At 39.3% G+C, this 21422-nt stretch carries 19 protein-coding genes; 12 read left to right on the forward strand and 7 right to left on the reverse strand.

Features of this window, described 5'->3' with window-relative positions; genetic code table 11:
* Positions 1–11: 11 nt before the first annotated feature.
* Complete coding sequence (locus tag RM553_RS15270; protein ID WP_311535814.1) at positions 12–1241, forward strand: MFS transporter; 1230 nt, start codon at positions 12–14, stop codon at positions 1239–1241.
* A 359-nt stretch (positions 1242–1600) separates the two neighbouring features.
* Here RM553_RS15270 and RM553_RS15275 read toward each other — a convergent pair whose 3' ends face one another.
* From RM553_RS15275 to RM553_RS15285, 3 genes are all read right to left on the reverse strand, one after another.
* Positions 1601–2071 (reverse strand): RES family NAD+ phosphorylase, encoded by a 471-nt coding sequence (locus RM553_RS15275; protein ID WP_311535815.1) that lies wholly within the window; start codon positions 2069–2071, stop codon positions 1601–1603.
* On the reverse strand, positions 2071–2592 hold the full coding sequence (locus tag RM553_RS15280; RefSeq protein WP_311535816.1) for an antitoxin Xre/MbcA/ParS toxin-binding domain-containing protein: 522 nt from the start codon (positions 2590–2592) through the stop codon (positions 2071–2073). Before RM553_RS15280 ends, RM553_RS15275 begins: the two co-directional genes overlap by 1 nt.
* A gap of 90 nt (positions 2593–2682) precedes the next feature.
* Entirely contained in the window at positions 2683–5364 is a 2682-nt protein-coding gene (locus tag RM553_RS15285) for a T9SS type B sorting domain-containing protein (RefSeq protein ID WP_311535817.1), read from the reverse strand.
* Positions 5365–5742: 378 nt separating this feature from the next.
* Between RM553_RS15285 and RM553_RS15290 the strand changes: the two genes are divergently transcribed.
* Together RM553_RS15290 and RM553_RS15295 are read left to right on the forward strand one after the other, a co-directional pair.
* Complete coding sequence (locus RM553_RS15290) at positions 5743–5904, forward strand: hypothetical protein (RefSeq protein WP_311535818.1); 162 nt, start codon at positions 5743–5745, stop codon at positions 5902–5904.
* Positions 5905–6448: 544 nt separating this feature from the next.
* Positions 6449–7081 (forward strand): hypothetical protein, encoded by a 633-nt coding sequence (locus tag RM553_RS15295; protein ID WP_311535819.1) that lies wholly within the window; start codon positions 6449–6451, stop codon positions 7079–7081.
* Between the two features lie 257 nt (positions 7082–7338).
* Here RM553_RS15295 and RM553_RS15300 read toward each other — a convergent pair whose 3' ends face one another.
* On the reverse strand, positions 7339–7611 hold the full coding sequence (locus RM553_RS15300; RefSeq protein WP_311535820.1) for a single stranded DNA-binding domain-containing protein: 273 nt from the start codon (positions 7609–7611) through the stop codon (positions 7339–7341).
* A gap of 263 nt (positions 7612–7874) precedes the next feature.
* The gene (locus RM553_RS15305) at positions 7875–8852 is read right to left on the reverse strand and encodes a helix-turn-helix transcriptional regulator (protein ID WP_311535821.1); all 978 of its coding nucleotides are present in this window, start codon (positions 8850–8852) and stop codon (positions 7875–7877) included.
* A gap of 218 nt (positions 8853–9070) precedes the next feature.
* Here RM553_RS15305 and RM553_RS15310 point away from each other — a divergent pair, with 218 nt between their 5' ends.
* The 8 genes from RM553_RS15310 (at position 9071) to RM553_RS15345 (ending at position 15140) form a co-directional block, all read left to right on the forward strand.
* Positions 9071–10468, forward strand: coding sequence for an RtcB family protein (locus RM553_RS15310; RefSeq protein ID WP_311535822.1), 1398 nt, complete (start codon positions 9071–9073; stop codon positions 10466–10468).
* Positions 10469–10625: 157 nt separating this feature from the next.
* Complete coding sequence (locus tag RM553_RS15315) at positions 10626–11351, forward strand: hypothetical protein (protein WP_311535823.1); 726 nt, start codon at positions 10626–10628, stop codon at positions 11349–11351.
* A gap of 116 nt (positions 11352–11467) precedes the next feature.
* The gene (locus RM553_RS15320; RefSeq protein WP_311535824.1) at positions 11468–11698 is read left to right on the forward strand and encodes a helix-turn-helix domain-containing protein; all 231 of its coding nucleotides are present in this window, start codon (positions 11468–11470) and stop codon (positions 11696–11698) included.
* Between the two features lie 4 nt (positions 11699–11702).
* The gene (locus tag RM553_RS15325) at positions 11703–12497 is read left to right on the forward strand and encodes a phage replication protein O (RefSeq protein WP_311535825.1); all 795 of its coding nucleotides are present in this window, start codon (positions 11703–11705) and stop codon (positions 12495–12497) included.
* Positions 12490–13155, forward strand: coding sequence for a P-loop NTPase family protein (locus tag RM553_RS15330; RefSeq protein WP_311535826.1), 666 nt, complete (start codon positions 12490–12492; stop codon positions 13153–13155). Before RM553_RS15325 ends, RM553_RS15330 begins: the two co-directional genes overlap by 8 nt.
* A 359-nt stretch (positions 13156–13514) precedes the next feature.
* Complete coding sequence (gene mbpA / locus RM553_RS15335; protein ID WP_311535827.1) at positions 13515–13811, forward strand: mobilization protein MbpA; 297 nt, start codon at positions 13515–13517, stop codon at positions 13809–13811.
* Positions 13808–14680, forward strand: a complete 873-nt coding sequence (locus RM553_RS15340; RefSeq protein ID WP_311535828.1) for a relaxase/mobilization nuclease domain-containing protein — start codon at positions 13808–13810, stop codon at positions 14678–14680. Before mbpA ends, RM553_RS15340 begins: the two co-directional genes overlap by 4 nt.
* A 10-nt stretch (positions 14681–14690) precedes the next feature.
* The gene (locus RM553_RS15345) at positions 14691–15140 is read left to right on the forward strand and encodes a DUF6730 family protein (RefSeq protein WP_311535829.1); all 450 of its coding nucleotides are present in this window, start codon (positions 14691–14693) and stop codon (positions 15138–15140) included.
* A 329-nt stretch (positions 15141–15469) separates the two neighbouring features.
* Here RM553_RS15345 and RM553_RS15350 read toward each other — a convergent pair whose 3' ends face one another.
* Both RM553_RS15350 and RM553_RS15355 read right to left on the reverse strand, forming a co-directional pair.
* Entirely contained in the window at positions 15470–16465 is a 996-nt protein-coding gene (locus tag RM553_RS15350; RefSeq protein WP_311535830.1) for an IS110 family RNA-guided transposase, read from the reverse strand.
* 333 nt (positions 16466–16798) lie between these two features.
* Entirely contained in the window at positions 16799–19423 is a 2625-nt protein-coding gene (locus RM553_RS15355) for a glycosyl hydrolase 115 family protein (protein WP_311535831.1), read from the reverse strand.
* A 385-nt stretch (positions 19424–19808) separates the two neighbouring features.
* Here RM553_RS15355 and RM553_RS15360 point away from each other — a divergent pair, with 385 nt between their 5' ends.
* Positions 19809–21158, forward strand: coding sequence for a DUF1593 domain-containing protein (locus tag RM553_RS15360; protein ID WP_311535832.1), 1350 nt, complete (start codon positions 19809–19811; stop codon positions 21156–21158).
* Positions 21159–21422: the final 264 nt, after the last annotated feature.

Consider the following 21422-nt stretch of genomic DNA (forward strand, 5'->3'; position numbering starts at 1 on the left):
AATTCCTTTTTATGCATCTAAAAACTGCTTCGGAAAAGCAAAAGCAGATTGCCACCATAATCACTTTTTTCACGATACCATTGTCCGGGTTTATGACAGATATTTATCTGCCTTCCTTTCCTTCTATGGCTGAAAACCTGTCGGTTTCTGAAAAAAGCATTCAACTTACGTTAACCTCCTTCTTTCTTAGTTACGGCTTTGCCCAGCTTTTTGTTGGTAGTCTCCTGGACAGTCTGGGAAGGTACAAACCGGTTCTATTTTCCCTGGCTGCCCTTTTTTTCAGTAGCCTTGCGATTACCTTTACAGAGCAGGTTTGGCTGATATGTTTCTGGAGAATTATTCAGGGAATCGGGACCTCTTTTATCGTGGTAGCCAAACGCGCCTATTTTGTAGATGTTTATAATGAAGAGCGCCGGAAACATTTTTTAAGTTACTTCACCATCGTATGGTCCTGCGGCCCCATAGTAGCCCCCTTTCTTGGTGGTTACCTGGAAAGTCTTTTTAACTGGCATGCAAACTTCTATTTCCTGGCCATCTACGCGGCAATATTATTCTTTTCAGAACTATTCTTAAGCGGGGAAACAATTAGAATCTTTAAAAAATTCAACCTGAAGAAAACATCTTTACAATATGCTGTAATGCTTAAGAACAAATCTTTTATCCTTGGAATATTGATCCTGGGGGTGGCATACTCTACGGTAATGGTTTTTAATATTGCAGGGCCTTTTGTGGTAGAACATCATTTTAATTTTAATGCTGTAACCACCGGTTATTGTACCTTAATCCTTGGGATTGCATGGATGTTGGGCGGCATTCTAAGCAAAACATTCTCTGGGTTCGCCTTTACTAAAAAACTAAGGACTTCGAGCCTTATTCAGGGTATTCTGCTGATATTTTTTATTCTTGCCGCTACTCAAATAGACCAGCTATACCTTTTCATTGGTTTTGCCTTTTTAATCCATATTTGTTCAGGCTTTATTTTTACTAATTACTTCACCCAAAACATGATCTATTTTCCAGGAAATGCCGGGATCGCGGGTGGTCTGATAGGCGGACTACTTTATATTATTACTTCCATTTCCAGCTTTATAATTTCTTCTTCAGGGGAAATAGCAACAACTTTTGATATGTCCCTACGATATCTCCTGTTTGGCGTAATCTTAACAGGAATCATATTTTACTCTATTCATATACTTCAAAAGAAATCCAGAAAGAATGCAAAGCTTCATACAGTTCAGTGAATTATATCACTTCTCCTGCAAGCTCTTCCTGCTTTGCCTAGTGGAAATTATGAAATGATTATTTATTGGCCGCATGGAATAAAAAAACCCGCAACAAAATTTGCGGGTTTTTTGGTAGCGGAGAAAGAGGAACTATCCAAAAATCATGAAATCCCTTTATTCCTGCACCTTTCAGAGACCCAATCTTTTAGTGTAACCGAATTTGACACCTTTAACTAAAATTTAACGACGATCATCTTCCTCTTTCGAAGAAAAACCAGGTGTATTTAAACTGGGTTAGGGAAAATAGCAAGTGGAAAATAATTAAAAGAAAAACTAAGAGGAAGTTCCTTTTTTAGATGAAATATCTCCTAACTAAGTCACTTTTTCACTTCATTAATAGCAAAAGAAACATTTTCTTCCGAGTTTACTTTTACATTCTCATAGAAACCAGGATGTAAAGGATTGAGAAGCAAATTAAATTCTGAGGGATAGGCGGATAAGGGAATTCTCGCGGAAGGAACTTTTAGGCACAACATTTCTTTTGAATTTGCCCAGGCCGTACCAAAATCTTTAGTGGTTCGGGAATGCGGCCTCCTGTTCCAGTCGGCAGGTAAATTGTCCGGTTCCAGCATGGGAATTTCCCCTTCGATTTCCAGGGTCGCTAAAATCCATTTGGAAGTAGTAACCGCAGTGCCTTTGATGCTGTACAGTTCTAAAAAAGGAAGGGAAATAATATTAGAGGCATAGATTAAAGGAGCGCCGGCATAATTCCACCGACCCCCACCACCACCACCAAAGCCTAAAGAGGAATGAAGCGGATTTTTTTCGTACAGCCGGTAAACCTGCATTATAAATAATTTCCCCACGAAAGGGCATCTACAGCTTCTTCTACCTGCTCAACGCCATACGGACTTTTTAGCAGCTCTACGGGGGCGATATCTCCCAAAGCAGTATTGGAAGTATTAAGCCATTCCCTAAAGTTTTCCTCGCTTCCAAAAATGCGGATTCCCTTAGCGATAATATGGTCTACATCCTTAAGATTTTTACTCCGTAGCTGGCCGATCCTGTTTTTGCTCCTTTTCCACCTGGAAATAGTTCCCGGATCCACTTCAAGAAAGGTAGCGGCCTCTTTTTGATTATAACCGAGAAATCCTAACAAAGGCTGCACCTCTATGTAAGATAACTCTCTTTCAACCTTATCATCTACCTCAAAAAAATGGTTGCTTTCACTCCCGGGGCGAAAAGTCACCGCCTCTCCCCCACTTTCTCTGCTAATGCTCCACTCTCTGGTACCTGAAGAAATTTTTCTTTTCTTCTTTTCAGGCCTTTGACGGCTTTCATTTTTCTCTTTTGAAACAGTTTTAGACATAGCTCGGATATTGCAAATACATTTTAAAGATAATGTTTTTGCAAGTATGATGCAATTATAAAGGTCATGATAAAGTTTGATTTTCTATAATTAACGGATTATTGAAAAATGTCCACTATAATTGATATTCTCTTCCAAATGTATCCGAAACCAGTAATCGTCTGATTGCATAACTCTCCCATTAAAGGTTCCATCCCAACCAGCGTCTCCCGGCGCAAGTTGTTTTAAAAGTTTTCCGTACCGGTCGTATATTAAAATCACGGTATTCGCAGTATTTGTTAATCCTTGGATATTCCACCGGTCATTGTACCCGTCATTATTTGGAGTGAAAAAACGTGGGTAATTCATCAAATTTATTTTTTTCGAAACTTCCCCGCAACCATTTATATCTTGTACTATAATATTGTATGTTCCGCCTGCTACTTCCGGGAAAATATTAAAAGGCTGGAAATTTACACCGTCAATGGAATATTCGAATATCCCGTCACCTGAGGCAATAATTTCAATGTCGGAATCTTCAGAAAAATGGCTGAAAATAATGTCTTCTATTAATGGTGCTTCAGAATGTACCAGTTCAAACTCCTTATAGTTTTCGCAAATCACTCCATTTTTTTCTTCCAGCACACTTAAGCCATAAACCCCTTCCGCAGTAAGGATTACAGAAGTTTCTTCTGAAATAATATTTCCTTCAGGCCCAAACCAGGTCCAGGAACTGTAGGCGGGATTTGCCTGCAGGGTTAAAGTCTCTCCCATACTGCAAATTTCATATTGATTTTCCAGCGCTATTTCCGGTGGTGAACTGGTGATTAGTTTAAAACTTACTTCGGTAGCACAGGATTTATTATTCCTGTTCTCAATAATTGCAATTATTGGCTGTTCATAAGCTACAGAATTGCTGAAGCCGGAGCTTACAAAGTTATTTAATTCATGTCCATCTTCATCATAAAAAGAAATTTCCAGGTCGTTGTGACCGCCGGTTATATTTTCTGTTATTTCGGAAGTGTCAAAATGTGCAAACCCGTTCCCTTCATCACAGGCATAAATATCAGCCGGAGTATTTACCGCCGGTTTAGAAGAGGTCTTTAGGTTCTGCCTTACTTCAGAGTAACAACCGCTAATAGTATCAGTGATGCGAATAATGATAAAATCTTCATCTTTTCTAATATTAGTGTATGGGTTTGGCAACTCATCGAGCTGGTTGCCATCAGAATCAAAATAGGAAAGACTGGTCTGAGTCTGGTCCTGTGTTACCTGCGCCGCAATTGCGCCGGTATTAAAGTATTCAGAAAAACCATCTCCATCCTTATCACAACCCACAAGATCTTCTAGAGGATTCGCCACTGGAGAAGCTTGTACCACCAGATCAAAATCCTGGAAAACCTCACAGCCATGCTCCTGCTTTATGGAAGCCGTAATCGTCTCTTTATTTATAGTCTTGTTCTGGTAACCGGTAATTTCAGCATCAGAAATTTCTAAATTATCACTATCAAAAAACGAAATGCTCAGGTCTTCATAGGTTTCATTTAATTTTTCCTTCACCTCATTGAGATCAAAATGCGCAAAACCGGAATTTTCATCACAAACCACTAAATCTGCAATTTCATAAGAAGGCGGTTCCTGAAGAAAGATCTTCATTGTTTCCTCCTTATAACAGCAAGGCTTGCCGATATAGTTTATCCGCACTGTAATTTCCTCCTGTTGTGCTACATACTCCCTCGAGTAAGCTGGTATTGGATATTCCAAAAGCTGCCCGTCTTCATCTACGTAATGGAGCTCCACATTTTCCTGGTCTCCAGCTATTGTTGCAGCTATGTCGTCAATAATAAAGCTGTTCGCATTGGCAAATCCTTCTTCAGGCGTGCAGAGATAAGCATCCTCTAATGGAAAAGCTTCCGGGGCATGGCTTACATTTACTTCTTCGGAAATGTGGTACGTTTTCCCGGAATTGGCTGTAATTTCTGCAGAAACCGTATAAACTCCTTCGTCTTCATATTCATGGACCGGAGTCAAAGCTGAAGAAGTATTCGAGGCACCCGATCCCGGATCCCCAAAATCCCAGTCTATATTTTTAACTTCGGAAGAATTAGTAACACTAAATTCTGAAAAACGAGATGTACAAAAGTTTTTAGGATAGATGTAAAAGGGCTTGGTATTGCTTCGCTGCCTTCCGATGGCATTTATAAAGAAGTTATAATCTGAAGTAGGATAATTGTAATATTCGTTAGTCTCTTCAGCATCTACATAGTCCTCGCCGGCAATACATCCCCTGTACCATGAAGTACCGGTATCTTCACGGGTACCGGCTACATGTGCGATCCCGTCTGCATTTGGGATCACTCCTTTTTTCACTTCCACCAGGATATGTTCCACATCTGCAGGAATTACCACCGGATTTTCAAAATCAATACGAATGGTTTCAGGTGGATTAGTATCATGCACCCATACCTGTACCTCCTGGCTACTGCCAAGCAAATCTGATTCTGCAAAAGAGGCGGGAAAATTATCATCGATCTTATAGATATTGAACTGAATGGTAGTGCCCCAACTTGCGTAACTTAAACCTACTTCCCCGGTTTCTATAACCAGCTCTTCATCACTGGTGACTCCAAAATCTTCCAGGCGAAAATCCCTCCCCCAGTAAATATTGGACCACTTACAGGAATGATTGGTAGTCTTCACCACTGGGCCGCAGGTATTATGTGTTAATATGGTTTGCGCCCTGCCATGCAATGCAAAAAGCAGAATACACAACAATAAAAGTATTTTAGCCAATGTATCGTCCGGATTTTAATTTAGAGATTGCTCATTCTAATTATTGATGGTATAAAGCTAAAAGTATTGAGCGCCTTCCCTAATTTAAGTACGTGAAGGTGTCCTGAATTTAATGTCTGTTCCGTCTGCATGTAGAAATGGGCTAGTTGTTAAGACAGCCAGCGTGTAGGGAATGCCGCCTGCAGAAAACTTCAGATTCCGGTCGTGTTAATTTTTTAACAATATAGGAAGAAGATTACAAATAACGCATGACTAAAAAAAAATCTATTAACAGCCCAGGTTGATAAAATTCAGGGAATAAAACCCTTTATTATTAAGGTTGGTTGTAACAATAACAGAAAACCTACACCTATATAATATCACCTCTAGAATTTAGCTATGCATACTATTATCTATTTTTTATCGCATCACCTCCAACTGAAAAATGTGAAATCCAAAAATACTTTATGGCTTGTTTTTGGTTTAAGCCTGCTTACCCTGGCCAGTATGGAAATGGGTTATTTATTGGGAAAACTTTTTTACCTGGTGAAACACACCTGATCATCCAAAAGAGATCATCATTTACGAAATTTCAATCACATAATATTTCAGTTTACACAGAATTCAAGAAATGAGAGCAAACTTACTTCCCCACTCCTACAAAAATGTTGCACTGGTAACCGGATCCTTATCCTTACTTTCTTTAATTATAATTGTTTTTGTTCCGGGGTTAATTCAGTCCGACGGGCAACTTGTAAAGTGGATCTTTAAAAATATTCTTTTGATCTCTCTTCTACTAATAGCATTTACGAAAGAAAAAAACGAATCTAGCGAAATAAAAAATATAAGATCCAGAGCCTTACTACATTCCTTTCTTTTTGGAGGCCTGGTTTTAATCTTGGATTCGGTTTCAGAACTGGCATTTGATATTGGGAATATGGAGATGAAAAGCGGATACGAAATAATGATCATGATGCTTTTCTATTATTGCTATATCTTCCATGACAAGAAAAAAAATACAATCAGCAGAGAGTGGAAAATATTTCCAACGAATAATTTCAAGTTGCTTCGTCAAATCTCCATCAGTAATCTAAAGTTGAAGTGAATGAAAAGAATAGAACCCTTTAAAACTAACGATGATGCCTTGGTGTCTCTCGATAATGGCGGAAGATTTTTTAACCTGTTCACCAAAGCTGATGATGGCATAATCACCCAGGCTGAATTGGGAAAGGTTGGCGGTATCTTTAATGATAAGCAAAATATGGTTCTTTTCCTGGAAATGGCAATTTCCAGGCTTTCCAGTGATGAACAGGAAACACTTATTTCTAAACTGGATAAGGAACTAAAGACAACATATTTTAAATTTAAACCGCAAAGATTGCTGCCTTCTGAAGTCGCCAAGAAAGGAAAAATCTCCTCAAATGCGATATTAACAGGAGTACCAAAATTGATAGAGGGAAAATCAGCATTTAATGGTTTCATTATGATGCCGATAATGGCAGGAAAAACAATGACTTTTATGATGATTCCACTCATCGAGAAATACAATGTGTATGAATTGCGGGATGAAACAACTTCAGAAACTTTTATTATCGCCCATTCCAAAGATTCAGAAATATTGCCACAGGAGAAAATTGTTATTGCGGGGGTAATTAAGGAACTTCAAGCCCAAAAAGGAGAAAATGCTCCGGCCAAGTTCCTTGAAGCAATTTATCATACCAGCGCAGATGGTCTTTGACTAAATATAAATTTCACCTCCTCGTAAATTCTATCAAAATTGCCACTTAACTCCTCCTGGGCAAACGCACTGCACTTTTCCGGTCGCTGGCGTGTAATATCACGTAATTTAAACTGTACTTCTTTGTCTTTCCATCGGAATAAGTGATAAATCCCCTTGTGTTAAGCGGAAAAATTTCTCAGCCTTCATTTTAGGAATCTCACTCTCCCAAGGTAGTTACACGGTAGTTAGTATTCTTCCACCCAGATCATTTAGTATTAATCATTGGTGACTAGTGAAAAACGGGCTACTTTCCTGCCACTTTCCAGGTTGGTGTTTTGTGTACACCTGGCCAACATTCCCATTAACTGTATGTGATTTTTTAAAGTACTCATAAAATTAGATTTAAAGCCTGCCTTGTCGGCAGAAAGGATGAATATGCTGCCTGAACTCTTCAGCCAGTTTGCTTTAAAATGATTTACTTTTATATCTGGAGCAATCACAGGAAGCTGCACCAAATGAAAATTGAAATTCATATAGGCAGACTCCATCAAAAACTTATGGATAAATGTAGCGTTGCGCTCTAACTGTAATAGATTACAGCGGAATGAAATAACAGATTGGAGATGGTCTCCCGGAATTTTCTAAAGGAAGCTCATTACCCAATAATGAAGCTTTTTTTGAGGAATGAAGCGGATAATGTGCTGAGAAAATTTGAAATTGAATTTTTTATCGATGGGAAAGATTGGAGAAGGAAAATATCATAGTTTAACAGGAATAGCGGAAGCAACTGTGTTATTTCTAAAATTTTCTGCTAAGCAGTTTGATATAAATCTGCCGCCCTTTTAAGCTTTTTTCTCATATTCCGCCTTAAAAGCCTTGGCGCCAACACTTCCAGACACTCCCCAAACCCCAGCAGCAGGCGCTCCAATTCGTAATTATGATGAACATAAATAGCAAAAGTGATACTACCATCTGCATGTTCTTCAATAATTTTTTGGGAGTGGTGAAAAGGTTTGGTTAAAATATAAGGTGAGTTATTCCGATCAACCTTAAAAATTACCGTTTGAGGCCGCTCTCTTTCCAGCACCGTTACCCCAATAGTGTTTTCATAATAAGTATCTGCATCCAATCCTAAAGGAATATATTCTGTCTTAAAATCATAATCAACACCTAAAATACGATCCAGCGCATAGGTAATCACACGATTCCCTCCTTCTTTGCGTCCTACCAGAAACCAACGGTTATTGAACTCTTTGAGCAAATGAGGATGAAAAGTGACTTCAGTAGGATATTGAGCTTTAAAAGACTGGTACATAATTTTAAGGACAACCTCTTTTAAAATTGCCTGGTACAACTCATCGAGCCACCTTAACCCCTTAAGTTCTGCATTTTTATCAAGATGAATAATTGCTGATTTACGATTTTTCTCGGTATAAATTTTATCTTCTAATTTATTTAATATCCCTTTGAATTCACTGAAGAGTGAAAAATCCTGAAACTGCTTCAGCATATTCATCGTTTCAGAAAGAACGTTCATATCGTTTTCCGTCAAAGGAATATCTGTTATCGTATAAGCTGGATCGCTGTACCTGTAGTATTTACGATCATAAACTTCGATTGGCGCATTGTATCCCAGTTTATCACTCCGCATTAACTGAATATCCAACTGTAGCGTCCGTTTGCTAACGTTCACATTCCTGCCTTCAAATTCATAAAGAGCATCACTACAGGCTTCCATTAAATTGGCCAGGGTCCTACCTGCGATGACCGTTCTGCAGGCACTTGTCAATCGTTCTATATCTGATGAGGGCGTTTTTAGTAGTAGCCATAGGTATTATTTTTTTAGAAAAATAAATTTAATTATTTACTGCGCAAAAAGATTGCGCAATAATGCCTGCATATTTGTAATGTAAAGAAGAAAAATACTGTTTTTGGAATCAGGTTTTTCTATAGTAGTGCCCTGCTGCACGAGGGAGGCAGCAGGGCTTAATAACAAAAATCACGAACATGAAAAATTTTACTCCTATTAGTGGTCACGATCTGAAAGGCATGGGATTTCCTCCCGCAAAGTGGTACCGCAGAGCATTAGAACATATTAACTCCAATCAACTTTCTAAGGCAGAAATGGAAATTTATCTGGAACAATTTAAATTACCAGATCCACAAGCTATCCACAATAAACCTCTCAAATACAGCTTAAACATTGGTGCAGAAAACGAATTGGAGGAAGATAATATAGCAAAGGTCAGGGCTACAATGGACGAAGTGATGCGCACTCCTACGGTTATTGGCGGCGCAGTTATGCCAGACGCCTGTCCCGCAGGCCCACTGGGAACAATTCCTGTGGGCGGAGTCGTTGCTGCAAGAAATGCAATTCATCCCGGCATGCATAGTGCTGACATTTGTTGTTCTGTTATGCTTACAGATTTTGGAACTGCCGATCCTCAGAAGGTTTTGGACGCAGCTCATAAAAGCACCCATTTTGGCCCGGGAGGCAGGCCACGTGGACATCAGTATCAAATGCCGGAGGAATTGATTAAGGAATTTAAAAAGAATGAATACCTTTTTGATGACAAGACCATTTCAATAGCCCGCGAGCATTTGGGTACTCAAGGGGACGGTAACCATTTCCTATTTGTGGGACGCTCCAAAAATACCGGAAGGACCATGATGATCACTCATCACGGTTCCAGGGGCGCGGGAGCAAGATTATATAAAAAAGGAATGAGTACTGCCGAACGTTTCAGAAAATTGCTTTCACCAGAAACATTACGTCAAAATGCCTGGATCCCTTTTGATACCGAAGAAGGTCAGGATTACTGGGAAGCACTTCAAACCATTAGAAAATGGACAAAACTCAACCATGAATTAATTCATGACAGTGTAGCCAAGAAACTGGAAATCACGAGCCAGAATAGATTCTGGAATGAACATAATTTTGTATTTAAAAGCGATGACATCTTTTATCATGCTAAAGGAGCTACTCCGTTGGATGCTAGATTTATGCCTGATATCACAGGTCCCAGATTGATCCCGCTAAATATGGCCGAACCAGTTTTGATTGTTGAAGGCTCTACCACAGAATTAAATCTTGGCTTTGCACCCCACGGCGCCGGGCGTAATATGAGCCGAAGCCAGCATAAGCGCAACCTTGCAGAGATAAGTGACGAATCTATTTTCTTAGAAGAAACAAAAGATTTGGACATTCGCTTCTTTTCTAAAGAAATCGATATTTCAGAATTGCCCAGCGCATATAAACCTGCATCCACTGTTAGGGCACAGATGGAAGAATATAATCTCGGAAATGTGCTGGACGAGGTTGTACCCTATGGTTGCATTATGGCAGGTGACTGGCAAAAAAATGCCCCCTGGAAAAAAAAGAAAAGACGCAATAGTAGAAGTTAAGTTAAGCCCTGCCTTTTTGGTGGGGATTAATTTTTTAGTTCCTCGTTCAATGTTCGTGAACAAGTAATATTATTGAACAAGTATACAATAGTTACTCTTAAAAACATTTTTTCTTTCTTTTCGCTACCTTTAGTTAGCTAACACTAAATAAAGTAGCATGTTTTTTGAGCGGGTGGCCATATTTACACTTCAGCTAAGGGCAAAATTGGCAGCCTTTTCCAAATACATGCTCCGGGAAACCAATTCTCAGTTCGTTCACCTGGTGTTAACATGCATTTTTTCTTTTGCTACAATGGTTCTTTTATATGTGTGGATCATCCATTTTCCGCTATGGTTGCAGCTGGGTTATAGCGCGATCTATATTTTGATCGGAATACTTTGTGCGACCATATTTTACTTTCATATTACAAATAAGAAAATCAGGATCAATCCCGATGGTATGGAAGTGGTTACTTCCGAAAAGTATGAAAGCAGGAAATTCCAACAACTAAACCTGAAGGCCATTCCCTTAACTCCCCTTCAGAAGAAGCATATTTTTGATGCTTTCTACCTGAACTATTTGAAGGGAAGCTATCAAAGTTTCCAATGCCTAGTCCTGTTAAACCCAATTTCTGAAAAAGATCGGCTGAAATGGAAAGATGCTTCTCCTAAAAGGCCAAAACAGGTCAATCGTCAAACTTTACTGGAATTCCTAAGCCAGCTGATGATCGGTTTTGAAAACCTGGAGAATCAGCAGATAATGGAATTTGTCAACTACTACTTCGTTCTTCAAAACTCAGAGGGTGCCAGTCAGCATTTATCTTCTAAAAACATTTCTGATTGGCGCATGAACAAAGCTTCTTACCTAAAGGAAATCTCCAGGATTTTCCAGCAGCATTTATAAGGTAATTACCACTAGATTACCTGTTACCATATTGACGGACAGGGATTTTAGTCGGTCATTTGTTTCTGTAACCGAAAGACAATAGGACTTGTTGCCTTTCACAAAAAACAGAACTCATGGATAATTTACATTTGGAAGATCGCCTGCTGCGCATCGAAAAACTGCTCACTGCAACCAAAGAAGTACTCACCTTAGAGGAAGCCTGCCTGTACACCGGTATCTCGATGGGCTATATGTACAAACTGACTGCAGCAGAGAAAATTCCCCACTCCAAGCCTAGTGGGAAGATGATTTACTTTGAGCGTTCAAAACTCAATGCCTGGCTCCTGAGAAATTCAAAACCTTAGACTTATGAGCGGCTATGAATTCTCCAGGTTATGGTTTGATTACAGCTTTCTCAATCCCGGGAAAATAAAACCAGCACATACCGCCATTTATTTTTTTGCCATAGAACGATGTAACCGCTTGGGATGGAAAGCTGAGTTTGGCTTTCCTACTGATCTTGCCATGGAAGCCCTGGGCATCAAAAATTACAGAACCTATATGCGGGCACTACAGGACCTGGTGGATTGGGGATTTATTGCGTGGGTCCAGAAGAGCAGTAACCAGTACACTGCTAATGTCATTGCTTTGGTAAAAAATACCGAAGCACCACCCAAAGCTCTGGACAAGGCACTGTCGCAGCATGGCACAAAGCAGGTCCAGAGCATTGCGAGTATAAATAAACAATTAAACCATAAACCAATAAACCATAAAACCTTTTTTCAAAAGCCATTATTGAAAATTGACAAATCTGAAATTCCAACAAATGAACTTGGCTGTTATGAATGGGCAGTAAAATTCCAGGAACTGTTCCTGAAAAATCTAAAAAATAAAGGCGCGCCTCTAAAACGAACAGAAATGATAAGCTTTGAGGATGCTGTAATACCGCTCAGGCTGATGATGGAAAAAGATGGGGTTTCAGAAAACCAGTTACAGCTTGCCTATGATCTGCTTGATGGAAATGATGAATTCTGGAAAGGAATCATCCTGGATACCAGCAAGCTTCGGCAGAAAATAGGACAACTGATTGCACAGGGAAAAAAGCCTGTAAAAACAGAAAATATGGACCTCAGGGTCCTGCAAAAAATAAAAAGCTATGATTAGTTCATTTTCGGAAAATCCTTCCACAGAAGTTGCCATGTCAACAGAATTTTTGAAAAACAATCATTCCCTGATCAGTAAACAACACTTCTGGAAGCTGTTCTGTAGCCTGTCACCGGGTTTTAAGATTAAAACGGAATACCAGCCCATCATCTATAGCATTTTCCGGTATTTTTTACAGCTGCCGGATTTTAATGCCTATGGAATCATTAAAAATAAACCCGCTCTCGATAAAGGGCTTTTGGTGTATGGAGATTATGGAGTGGGTAAATCCACCTTGTTTGGTGCGATCCATAAAGTAGGAAGGCTAATTGTCACCCATACCCAAAATACCCAGCTCTGGTTTCCTAGTATTTCCACGATACATATGCTCACCAGGTACTATGAAGCACAAAATAATCCCGGCAGTAATTTTAAGCTGGAAAACTACTTCCACGGAAAATTGTACCTGGACGACCTGGGAAAAGAAGAAAAAGCCTATAACCGGGAAGAGCTTATCGGGAAAGTACTTTTTGAAAGGCATCGGCGGAGACTGAAAACTTTTGTGACCACTAATGAAAATCCATCGGCTATAGCTGCCAGATACGGAAATCATATTGGAGACCGGCTGCCGGAAATGTTCAATATCATCAAGTGGGAAGGAAAGAGCTGGAGGGAATAAATTTAAAGTTTTGCAATGAACAAAAAGTCCTCACCACATTTTCCACGACTGCGCAAAAGCTTCGTCTTAGGAAAAAGCGGTTCGTCCAAAAGCGGATTTGGAAGTAAGCCAAAAAAGATTCAGGTAATAACATCAACTTCTTAAAACCCCTGAGATCGATAAATAAATTACATGAACAACAAAGAAACTTTTTGGCATACCTCCGCAGCTTCGATCAGATAAAAAAATATAAATCAGGCAGGAATAAAACAATAATTAAAACTCTGGTATTGATGTTTCCGGAATCACAAAGCAAGATGTGTCATTGTCATGACAAATCTTGCTTTGCGCCCGGAGGTTGCAAAGATTTAAAAGAAAAAATGAAAAGGGAATACATCCAGATCCGCTGCTCCATCTACGAGAAAAAGCTGCTTAAAAGAAGAGCGGCCAGGGCAGGAATTTCCCTTTCAGAATACCTCCGCTCCACCGCTTTTGAACGAAATATAGTAGAACGCCTTAGCCCGGAGCAACTGGAAGCCTACCAGATGCTGGTACAGTACAAAAACAATTTTGCCCGCATCAGCAATATGTTTAAAAAACGGCATCCAAAACTGGCTGCAGCTGTTAACCAGCTGGCGGAAGAAATCAGAATTCATCTTAAAAACTTTAAAAAATGATCGGGAAAGGACATGCCATTTCCAGGACAAGGGCCTCTTTAGACTATGGCTGGAACCAGGAGAAAGAAGCAGAAGTGGTTTTAAAAGAACTTTTAGCGGGAGATACTCCCGCTGAGATCACTGAAGAATTTAAGATCATCCAGTCTCAAAACCAGCGTTGCACCAATAACACCTTAAGTTTTGTAGTCAGTCCCACTATTGAAGATGGAAAGGACATGACTTCAAAAAAGCTGGGAGAAATTGCCCAGGAATTTTTAAAAAAGATGAACCTACAAAACCACCAGGCGATTGGTTTTGTTCATAGGGATAAAGCACATACCCATATTCATATTTATGCCAACAGGATCAGCCTTTCAGGAGATGTCTATAAAGACAATTTTATCGGAAAACGAAGCCAGCTGGCCGCAGATCATGTGGCCAACGAATTAGGCCTTACAAGAGTTCAGGAAGTGCAAAACGAAAGGCTCCTGGAATTAAAAGGAATCCGGCACGAGATCAAAAACCTTCATGATAAGGTTCTGGGAACAAGGCCAAAATCTTTGGATGAGTATATCCATAAAATGAAAGATCATAAAGTGAATGTTATTCCCACTATTAACAAGTCCAACCAGCTGCAGGGCTTTCGGATTGAGTATAAAGGGGTGAACCTAAAAGCGAGTGCGGTCCACCGGGATATGAGTGGCAACAGGCTTATTGCTCAAATCTCACAAAACAGGAGTTTTACTTTATTAAAGGAAGCACCGAAAAGCCTTGAACTACTCAACCAAACCGTACACCTGAGCGCTAATTTAACCACCAAAATAGCCAAAGAACTGGTAAAAGGGGCTATAAAAATAGTAAGGGATACCGGAATAGGCATGGGATATTAAAATTTAAGCGATGAAAAAACTAGATGAAATCATGGAACTGATGGCCGATGAAATGGCCGATTTTAAAAAAGCTGTGCTACAGCTTCAACTGCTTTCCAGGCAATTATTTGAGCTAAGTATTCCTATCAGCACCGAAGCGCTGGAAAACCAACTGGCCATATTTCTGGAAAAACAGGAAGTGCAAAACCAGGAAAGGGATGAAATCCTGAGGAGCATTGATAAAAAACTATACAACGTCCGGCTTATTCCAGATTACCTCCTTGTCCTTTTTGCCGTACTTGGTATAACTGCTTTGGGAATGGTCGGATATTTTGGCTATTCTGCTAATGCACAACAGGAAGAAAACTTCAAAATTTACCGGATGATTTCAGAATCAGAAAATCAGCTGCAACAGGATTTCTTTGCTACATATCCTGAAATTAAAGAGGAATATTGCCAGTGGCTGGAAGATAAAAAGTAGGATTTGTCATGACAATTCACCCTGCGCAAATTAATTATAATCTACAGTAAATCCTCTGGAAACCCTTGAAAACAGGCAAAAATTTACAGTAAAAACATAATTAGGATGCGCCCTATGCTGTTTTTATTTCCTGTCTGCCCCTCCTCATTCGGAGCGGCAGGCAGGCACGCTTAACTTCCCGTACGCTATAAAAACAGCACAGGAACCTTGCGCAGGTTAGTATTCTATGATCTTTCCAAACTAATTTCCAACTAATTTAATAGAATTGAATATTTTTTCCTCAATACACCCCGTAATTTTGTGAGGGGCGATATTGAGGAAAAAATATTTTATGATGCATGCCTCCAAAGATTTACATATGGGCTATCTCTTTGTATGACGGCAAATGCCCGTGAAATCAATTTATTTCTAATAATATTTATAGTACTTGTTTTGTTCTTACCTTCTGATACACGGCGTTGATAATATTCACTTATTTCCTTGTTGTGCTGGATGGAAGAATTGGCGCACATGTCAAGAAGGGTTTTCATTCTTTTGTTGGCCAGATGGCTAACCTGAGTTTTCCTTAGGAGACTGGTGCCGGATCGGTTGGGGAAAGGTGCTATACCGCAATAGGCAGCAAATTGTCTGGAATTATTAAACTTTGTGAAGGCTTCAGTATACACGATCAAGCACAGGGCAGATTGTTTTCCGATACCTTTTATACTAATCAAAAGAGTAAATATATGCCGGAGCTTCATATTGTTTTGAACTATAGTTTTCATTTCCGTTTCAACTTCCTTTATCTGTTCTGAAAGTTCCTTTATCAGCTTCCGTTGAACCCTGAATAGAAGCTGGTAATCTGCTTGGTCCAGTAGTCTCTCCTGCTCTCTTAAGCTTACTTTATATCCAGACCTCTGCCTAACCAGACGATCTCTTAAAGACAACATTTTCTTTAAAAAAGATATTTCTTTTAAGGGAGCGGTGCAAGGCTTAATTTCATCTCTTAACCGATGAGCATAAAGGGCAATCCGGGAGGCATCTATTTTATCATCCTTGCCTCTGGCAATACCTAAGGAACGTTTGATTTCCAACCCAGGCACAATAGCATAGGAAATTCCCTTTCTGGAAAGATATATGGACAACTGTTCCGAATAAAGCCCCGTATGCTCAAAGGCAAAGAAAACACACTCCCTCGGATGGGGACTGGACTTATATACCCACTTGATTAGTTTTTCAAAACCTTCATAAGAATTTTCGAAAGTTGCTAATTGTTTGTTGCTTTGGATGCAAACATCTAAGGTCAATTTACTGACATCGATACCAGTAGTTTCCTTGATTTTCATAATTTTGAGAGGTTTAAAATGGTCACGTTGACTAAAACCTTTACAAGGTAATTCCTGATATTCTATTTGGTCCTTGTAACCTGATTAGAAGAGAATGGGGACTAATACTAACCTTGGGGCATTAACCTATATCTGGTAAAAGTTCACCCCATTCTCTTTTTGAATTAATCAAAGTTATTCACTTTCCTGAGATCAAGAGTTCAAATCAAAGCTCTAAAGGTCAGACAACTATGAGCATAATTTTTACTTTTGATTAAATTTTAGAGGAAGACTAATCTAAAGATTATGGTAGAATTTGGGGGCTATAAATTTCTACAACTTTAGAATACTATTCTAATCAATAAATCTACTTTCTGGAGGACCTAAATAGCTTGGCTTTAAGCCTCCTGCGTCTAAAACGAATTTCTGAATAACTATTCCCGGGTCCATCGCCCAAACTTTTAAAGTATGGACACCAGCTTTTATTTCTTTATGTTCAGAAATGCTTTTCTTGATATGATCAGCAACTGATTTGGTCCACCAATCTGCATATTCCCAGTCGGGTTTAATTTCACCTTCGTTGATGTTAATTATTTGTGGTTCCTCGTCATCGATGGCAATCGCAAATTTTAATCCTTCATTTTTCTGGTAATTTTGAGTTGGAGAAACATAAGTTTCAACTCTCAGGTTTGCATCTTCAAACGTGGTAAATTTATATTCAACTATGGCGGTTTTTGCATTTGGCTCCTGCCTTTCCGCATCCATAGGATCAACAAGAATTGAAGAACCGGTGCGACCTAAATTAGGAACCACTTTCCAGGAAACACTTTCACCTTCTTTATTACGAGAGAAATTTTCAGCTTCAATAGCAATTACTCCGTTGTTTTCTACAAAACCTGCAACTTTCGGGGGGTCCATTTTGATCGGCACTTCTACTGTGTAATTTTGCCCTTTACTGGAAATTTCTATTTCACCCTCTGAAGACCCTTTGGGAACATTTTCCCAATCTATGCTTACATCTATTTTCTCGGTATATTGAATTGTACCTTTATTTGAGGAAAGATTTATCCATTCATCTTCAGTATTGATCTCATAAGTTAGGTCATTATTTCCTCTGTTGAAGATTTCGATGTAGTACTTTTGATCATTAACAGGATCAAAGGCCGAAAAGGATTCACTATACAATCCATCACCTTCTACGCTAAAGCCACCCCAGGAAGGCTCAGTGCCATATTCAAGAGTATATCCCAGTATAGCGGTATCCCGTTCCTGAATATACGTCACTGCAGGCATTTTATTGGCTGGTGGATGATTCCAACTGGTGTATCCTATATGAGTTTGAGACATCATGTGATTCCATTTTCCATCAGCTATTTCTTCATGGAACTTCCTGGTTAAATTTACGTCTTTTTCAAAAAGTTCTTTTACTGTATCAGCATATCGATTTGCAACCGTTGCACCCAGTTCAGCGTAAAATTTATTTTTCGCTCCAGCTATGTACATTTCATTAACATTCGCGGACATTTCTAATGGGGCATGAACAAGCTGCTGATAAGCAGCTTTATAGTTTGTAGGAAGTTCCGTTAATACTGCCACACTTTTTGCAATTAACTTTCTAAATTCGTTTATAATTCTGTCTGCTTCCCGGTAGTTTTCAATACTATACGTTTCCGGAGTTAGCATTTCCGGAGTTCTCCTTGCATTATATTTAGTATACAATAAAAGAATTTCAGCTATGTCAGCTGCGTGTTTACTTCCAAATTGTTGTGTTGACCAGTCCACATAATACTCTGGAAGGTTATCTGCATTTGTACTGTCAACATCCCAAGCCATATCCAGGAAAAAGCTGATAGGTAGTTCCATTGGCTTGATGTCTCCCACATTAGCTATCCACAATTCATCCACCCCCCATTCATACGTTAATTTCATCTGTTCCCATACACGTTCTAGTTGAGTAACGTTTTGCCATCTATAAGATACAGGTGCTCCCACATAATCAAAATGATAGTACATTCCGAAACCACCTTCGTAGGTACTATCTTCCTTTTTGGGTAATATTCTAATGTTACCCCAGTTGTCGTCACTAAACAGAATAATAATATCATCATCTACCCGCATCCCTTTATCATAATACTCCTGAACTTCTTTATAAATAGCCCAAACCTGTGGAGTTTCTTCAGCGGGTTTTCCGGTGACATCAGCTATTATTTCCCGTTGATCAGATATAATAGTCTGAAGTAGGTCTACGGCGGCACTCTCACTCATGGCTTCGTCACCATCTCCACGCATTCCAACCGTAACCACACTTTCATAATCCCTCATACGCTCAACACCACCTTTCCAGAACTCCTGAAGTTTTTCTTTATTGGTATCATAGTTCCACGCACCACCTCCGTAGCGTCCCCATTCATCATGCGCGCGCATCAGAGGCTCGTGATGGCTGGTGGAAATTACTATTCCATACTCATCGGCAACTTTAGGATTTGAGGGGTCATCTTCAGCAAAAACTGTAGGTAGCCACATTGCAGGCCATAGAAAGTTGGCCTTTTTCCGCAGTAATAATTCGTAGACTTTTTCATAAAATTTATGGTTGAATCCCCCAAACTTCTCTTTTGCCCAGTTTCTTAATGCCGGAGATTCATCATTTAAGAATATTCCTCTATACTTGACAGAGGGAGCATCAGAAACATATTCAAGTGGTTCCAAACTTAAGAAGTTACTCTTTTTAGGGGGTACATCTGCCCAATAGTACCAGGGTGAGACTCCCATTTTTTCAGATAGACTGAAGACTCCGTAAGCAACTCCTCTTCTGTCACTTCCTATAATAACCAGTGCATTCTTCACACCAGGAAAAGGATCTTTAATAGTTTGTATAATAAAACGTTCCCATTGCCCTTTTATAGGATCAACATTTATTCTCCCCTTATCGATTAACTCGTTAACTAAACTGCTTTTCCCTACAGTAGCTAAAATTATCATATTGCTATCTGATATTTCCCGTGCCTGAGATATAGTAGGTTTCCTGTCAGTAATTTTCTTAATGTCTTCCGCTAAAAATTCAGCTGATTTCTTTATCAGGATGTTCTCAGAGGGATCAAATAAAATCGTAGCTTCTCCAGAACTAGAAACAATTGGAAAGTTCTTTGTCTCTTTTTCCGATGTGTTAATATTTATTTGAGAGCTTAAGAGATTTGGAACTAATAGGAGAAGTATTAAATAATATTTCATGATGTAATTAATTTAGTCTAAATATAACGCAATCGGTTGCGTAATTAGAACAATAGAATAAATTATTTTTATATTGAAAAATCTAGTTCCCATTTTTTGTAATTAGCAGCTTAAAATTTTTATTAATTATTTTCCCATGAAATCAGTTTCTTCTAAAATCATATTTTCTTCTTTTTTGCTATTACTCTTCCTTCAGCCACTCTCCGCTCAAGACAAAGAAAACAAAAGTCATATTTATAAACCGAGGATAATCAATACAACCGATTTGGGGGCAGATCCAGACGATGAACAATCTATGGTGCGTCAGTTGGTAAGTGCAAACGAATTTGATATTGAAGGTTTAATCGTAGCCACCGGATGTTGGAAAAAGTCGCAGAACAATACTGATATGTTGGATAAGCTTATCGAAGCTTATTCGCAGGCATACCCTAATCTCAAAATCCATGCTAACGGATACCCTTCACCAGAGTATTTAGAATCTATTTCTGTAATGGGACAGGATGAATATGGAATGGGTGATGTAGGGACAGGTAGAGATAGTCCCGGTTCTGAATTAATTATCCAGACAGTAGATAAAGATGATCCGCGCCCGGTCTGGGTGATGGGGTGGGGAGGCATGAACACTGTCGCCCAGGCTATTTGGAAGGTACGGGAAACCCGATCTCCGGCTGAACTGGAAAAATTCCTTTCCAAATTGCGCCTGTTTGATATTCTTGGTCAGGGTGATTCGGGTGCCTGGATCGCCAAAAACTTTCCGGAAGTATTCTATATACGTGCCACTGAAGTTTACGGATGGGCTCCATCTGATGAATATATCGATTATCATATCCAAAGTCATGGCCCCTTGGGTACTGCCTATCCAGACCGCAAATATGCTACTGAAGGTGATACTCCTGCATTTATGCATGTATATCCTACAGGGCTTAATAACCCAGAGCAGATTGATCAGGGTGGCTGGGGTGGCCGCTTTAGCTTTGTCAAAAAAGCAGGTATCCGGAGCATGTCTTGTGTGGAAAAAGAGAACGAAACAAAATATGATCCTTATTATATGTACGGAAACACCTCAGAAGGATCGGAAGCGATAAAACGATGGAGCGAAGCTTACAACAATGATTTTGCGGCCCGGATGGACTGGAGTATTACCGATGATTATTCAGATGCCAACCATCATCCTGTAGCTGTATTGAACGGAGATAAAACAAAGAAGGTAGTGGAAATAAAAGCCGTTTCCGGTTCAAGGGTTGAACTAAGCGCAGCGGGTTCCACCGATCCTGATGGCAATACTATTAAATACTCCTGGTCCTATTATGACGAACCCAGTTCCTATAATGGATCTGTTAACATTCAAAATAGTTCATCAGAATTAGCCGCTATTGGAATTCCAGAAGATGCTGGTGGTAAGACTATTCATGTTATACTCAAACTTCAGGATGACGGGGAACCAAATCTCTTTGCTTTTCGGCGTGCAATTATTACTGTGAAGTAGCACTTTTAAAGAATATGGTATTTATATAATTAACGAGGGGAGAAATTTTGGATATATTTCAGGGTAAGCTTTATCTTACTTTATGAAAATGATCTGCTGAAAAACATGTTCATATGTTTAAATTAAAATTCCACTACACTATTTTGTGCTTTATCTGTCTTTTGCCTATTAAATAGGATGAATAAATCATATTTGTTTTTTATCATTTAAATCAACAACTTTCAATCCCGGAAATACGAAGTCATCCGCACCCCTTATGCATTG

Origin of the sequence: Autumnicola tepida (genome assembly GCF_031846485.1) — a bacterium.
GTDB classification, from domain to species: domain Bacteria; phylum Bacteroidota; class Bacteroidia; order Flavobacteriales; family Flavobacteriaceae; genus Autumnicola; species Autumnicola tepida.

Excerpts from the sequence above, each read along its gene's own strand:
- RM553_RS15270 (WP_311535814.1), top strand. The coding sequence starts at position 12 with ATGCATCTAAAAACTGCTTCGGAAAAGCAAAAGCAGATTGCCACCATA.
- RM553_RS15275 (WP_311535815.1), bottom strand. The coding sequence starts at position 2,071 with ATGCAGGTTTACCGGCTGTACGAAAAAAATCCGCTTCATTCCTCTTTA.
- RM553_RS15280 (WP_311535816.1), bottom strand. The coding sequence starts at position 2,592 with ATGTCTAAAACTGTTTCAAAAGAGAAAAATGAAAGCCGTCAAAGGCCT.
- RM553_RS15290 (WP_311535818.1), top strand. The coding sequence starts at position 5,743 with ATGCATACTATTATCTATTTTTTATCGCATCACCTCCAACTGAAAAAT.
- RM553_RS15295 (WP_311535819.1), top strand. The coding sequence starts at position 6,449 with ATGAAAAGAATAGAACCCTTTAAAACTAACGATGATGCCTTGGTGTCT.
- RM553_RS15300 (WP_311535820.1), bottom strand. The coding sequence starts at position 7,611 with ATGGAGTCTGCCTATATGAATTTCAATTTTCATTTGGTGCAGCTTCCT.
- RM553_RS15310 (WP_311535822.1), top strand. The coding sequence starts at position 9,071 with ATGAAAAATTTTACTCCTATTAGTGGTCACGATCTGAAAGGCATGGGA.
- RM553_RS15315 (WP_311535823.1), top strand. The coding sequence starts at position 10,626 with ATGTTTTTTGAGCGGGTGGCCATATTTACACTTCAGCTAAGGGCAAAA.
- RM553_RS15320 (WP_311535824.1), top strand. The coding sequence starts at position 11,468 with ATGGATAATTTACATTTGGAAGATCGCCTGCTGCGCATCGAAAAACTG.
- RM553_RS15325 (WP_311535825.1), top strand. The coding sequence starts at position 11,703 with ATGAGCGGCTATGAATTCTCCAGGTTATGGTTTGATTACAGCTTTCTC.
- RM553_RS15330 (WP_311535826.1), top strand. The coding sequence starts at position 12,490 with ATGATTAGTTCATTTTCGGAAAATCCTTCCACAGAAGTTGCCATGTCA.
- mbpA (WP_311535827.1), top strand. The coding sequence starts at position 13,515 with ATGAAAAGGGAATACATCCAGATCCGCTGCTCCATCTACGAGAAAAAG.
- RM553_RS15340 (WP_311535828.1), top strand. The coding sequence starts at position 13,808 with ATGATCGGGAAAGGACATGCCATTTCCAGGACAAGGGCCTCTTTAGAC.
- RM553_RS15345 (WP_311535829.1), top strand. The coding sequence starts at position 14,691 with ATGAAAAAACTAGATGAAATCATGGAACTGATGGCCGATGAAATGGCC.
- RM553_RS15350 (WP_311535830.1), bottom strand. The coding sequence starts at position 16,465 with ATGAAAATCAAGGAAACTACTGGTATCGATGTCAGTAAATTGACCTTA.
- RM553_RS15355 (WP_311535831.1), bottom strand. The coding sequence starts at position 19,423 with ATGATAATTTTAGCTACTGTAGGGAAAAGCAGTTTAGTTAACGAGTTA.
- RM553_RS15360 (WP_311535832.1), top strand. The coding sequence starts at position 19,809 with ATGAAATCAGTTTCTTCTAAAATCATATTTTCTTCTTTTTTGCTATTA.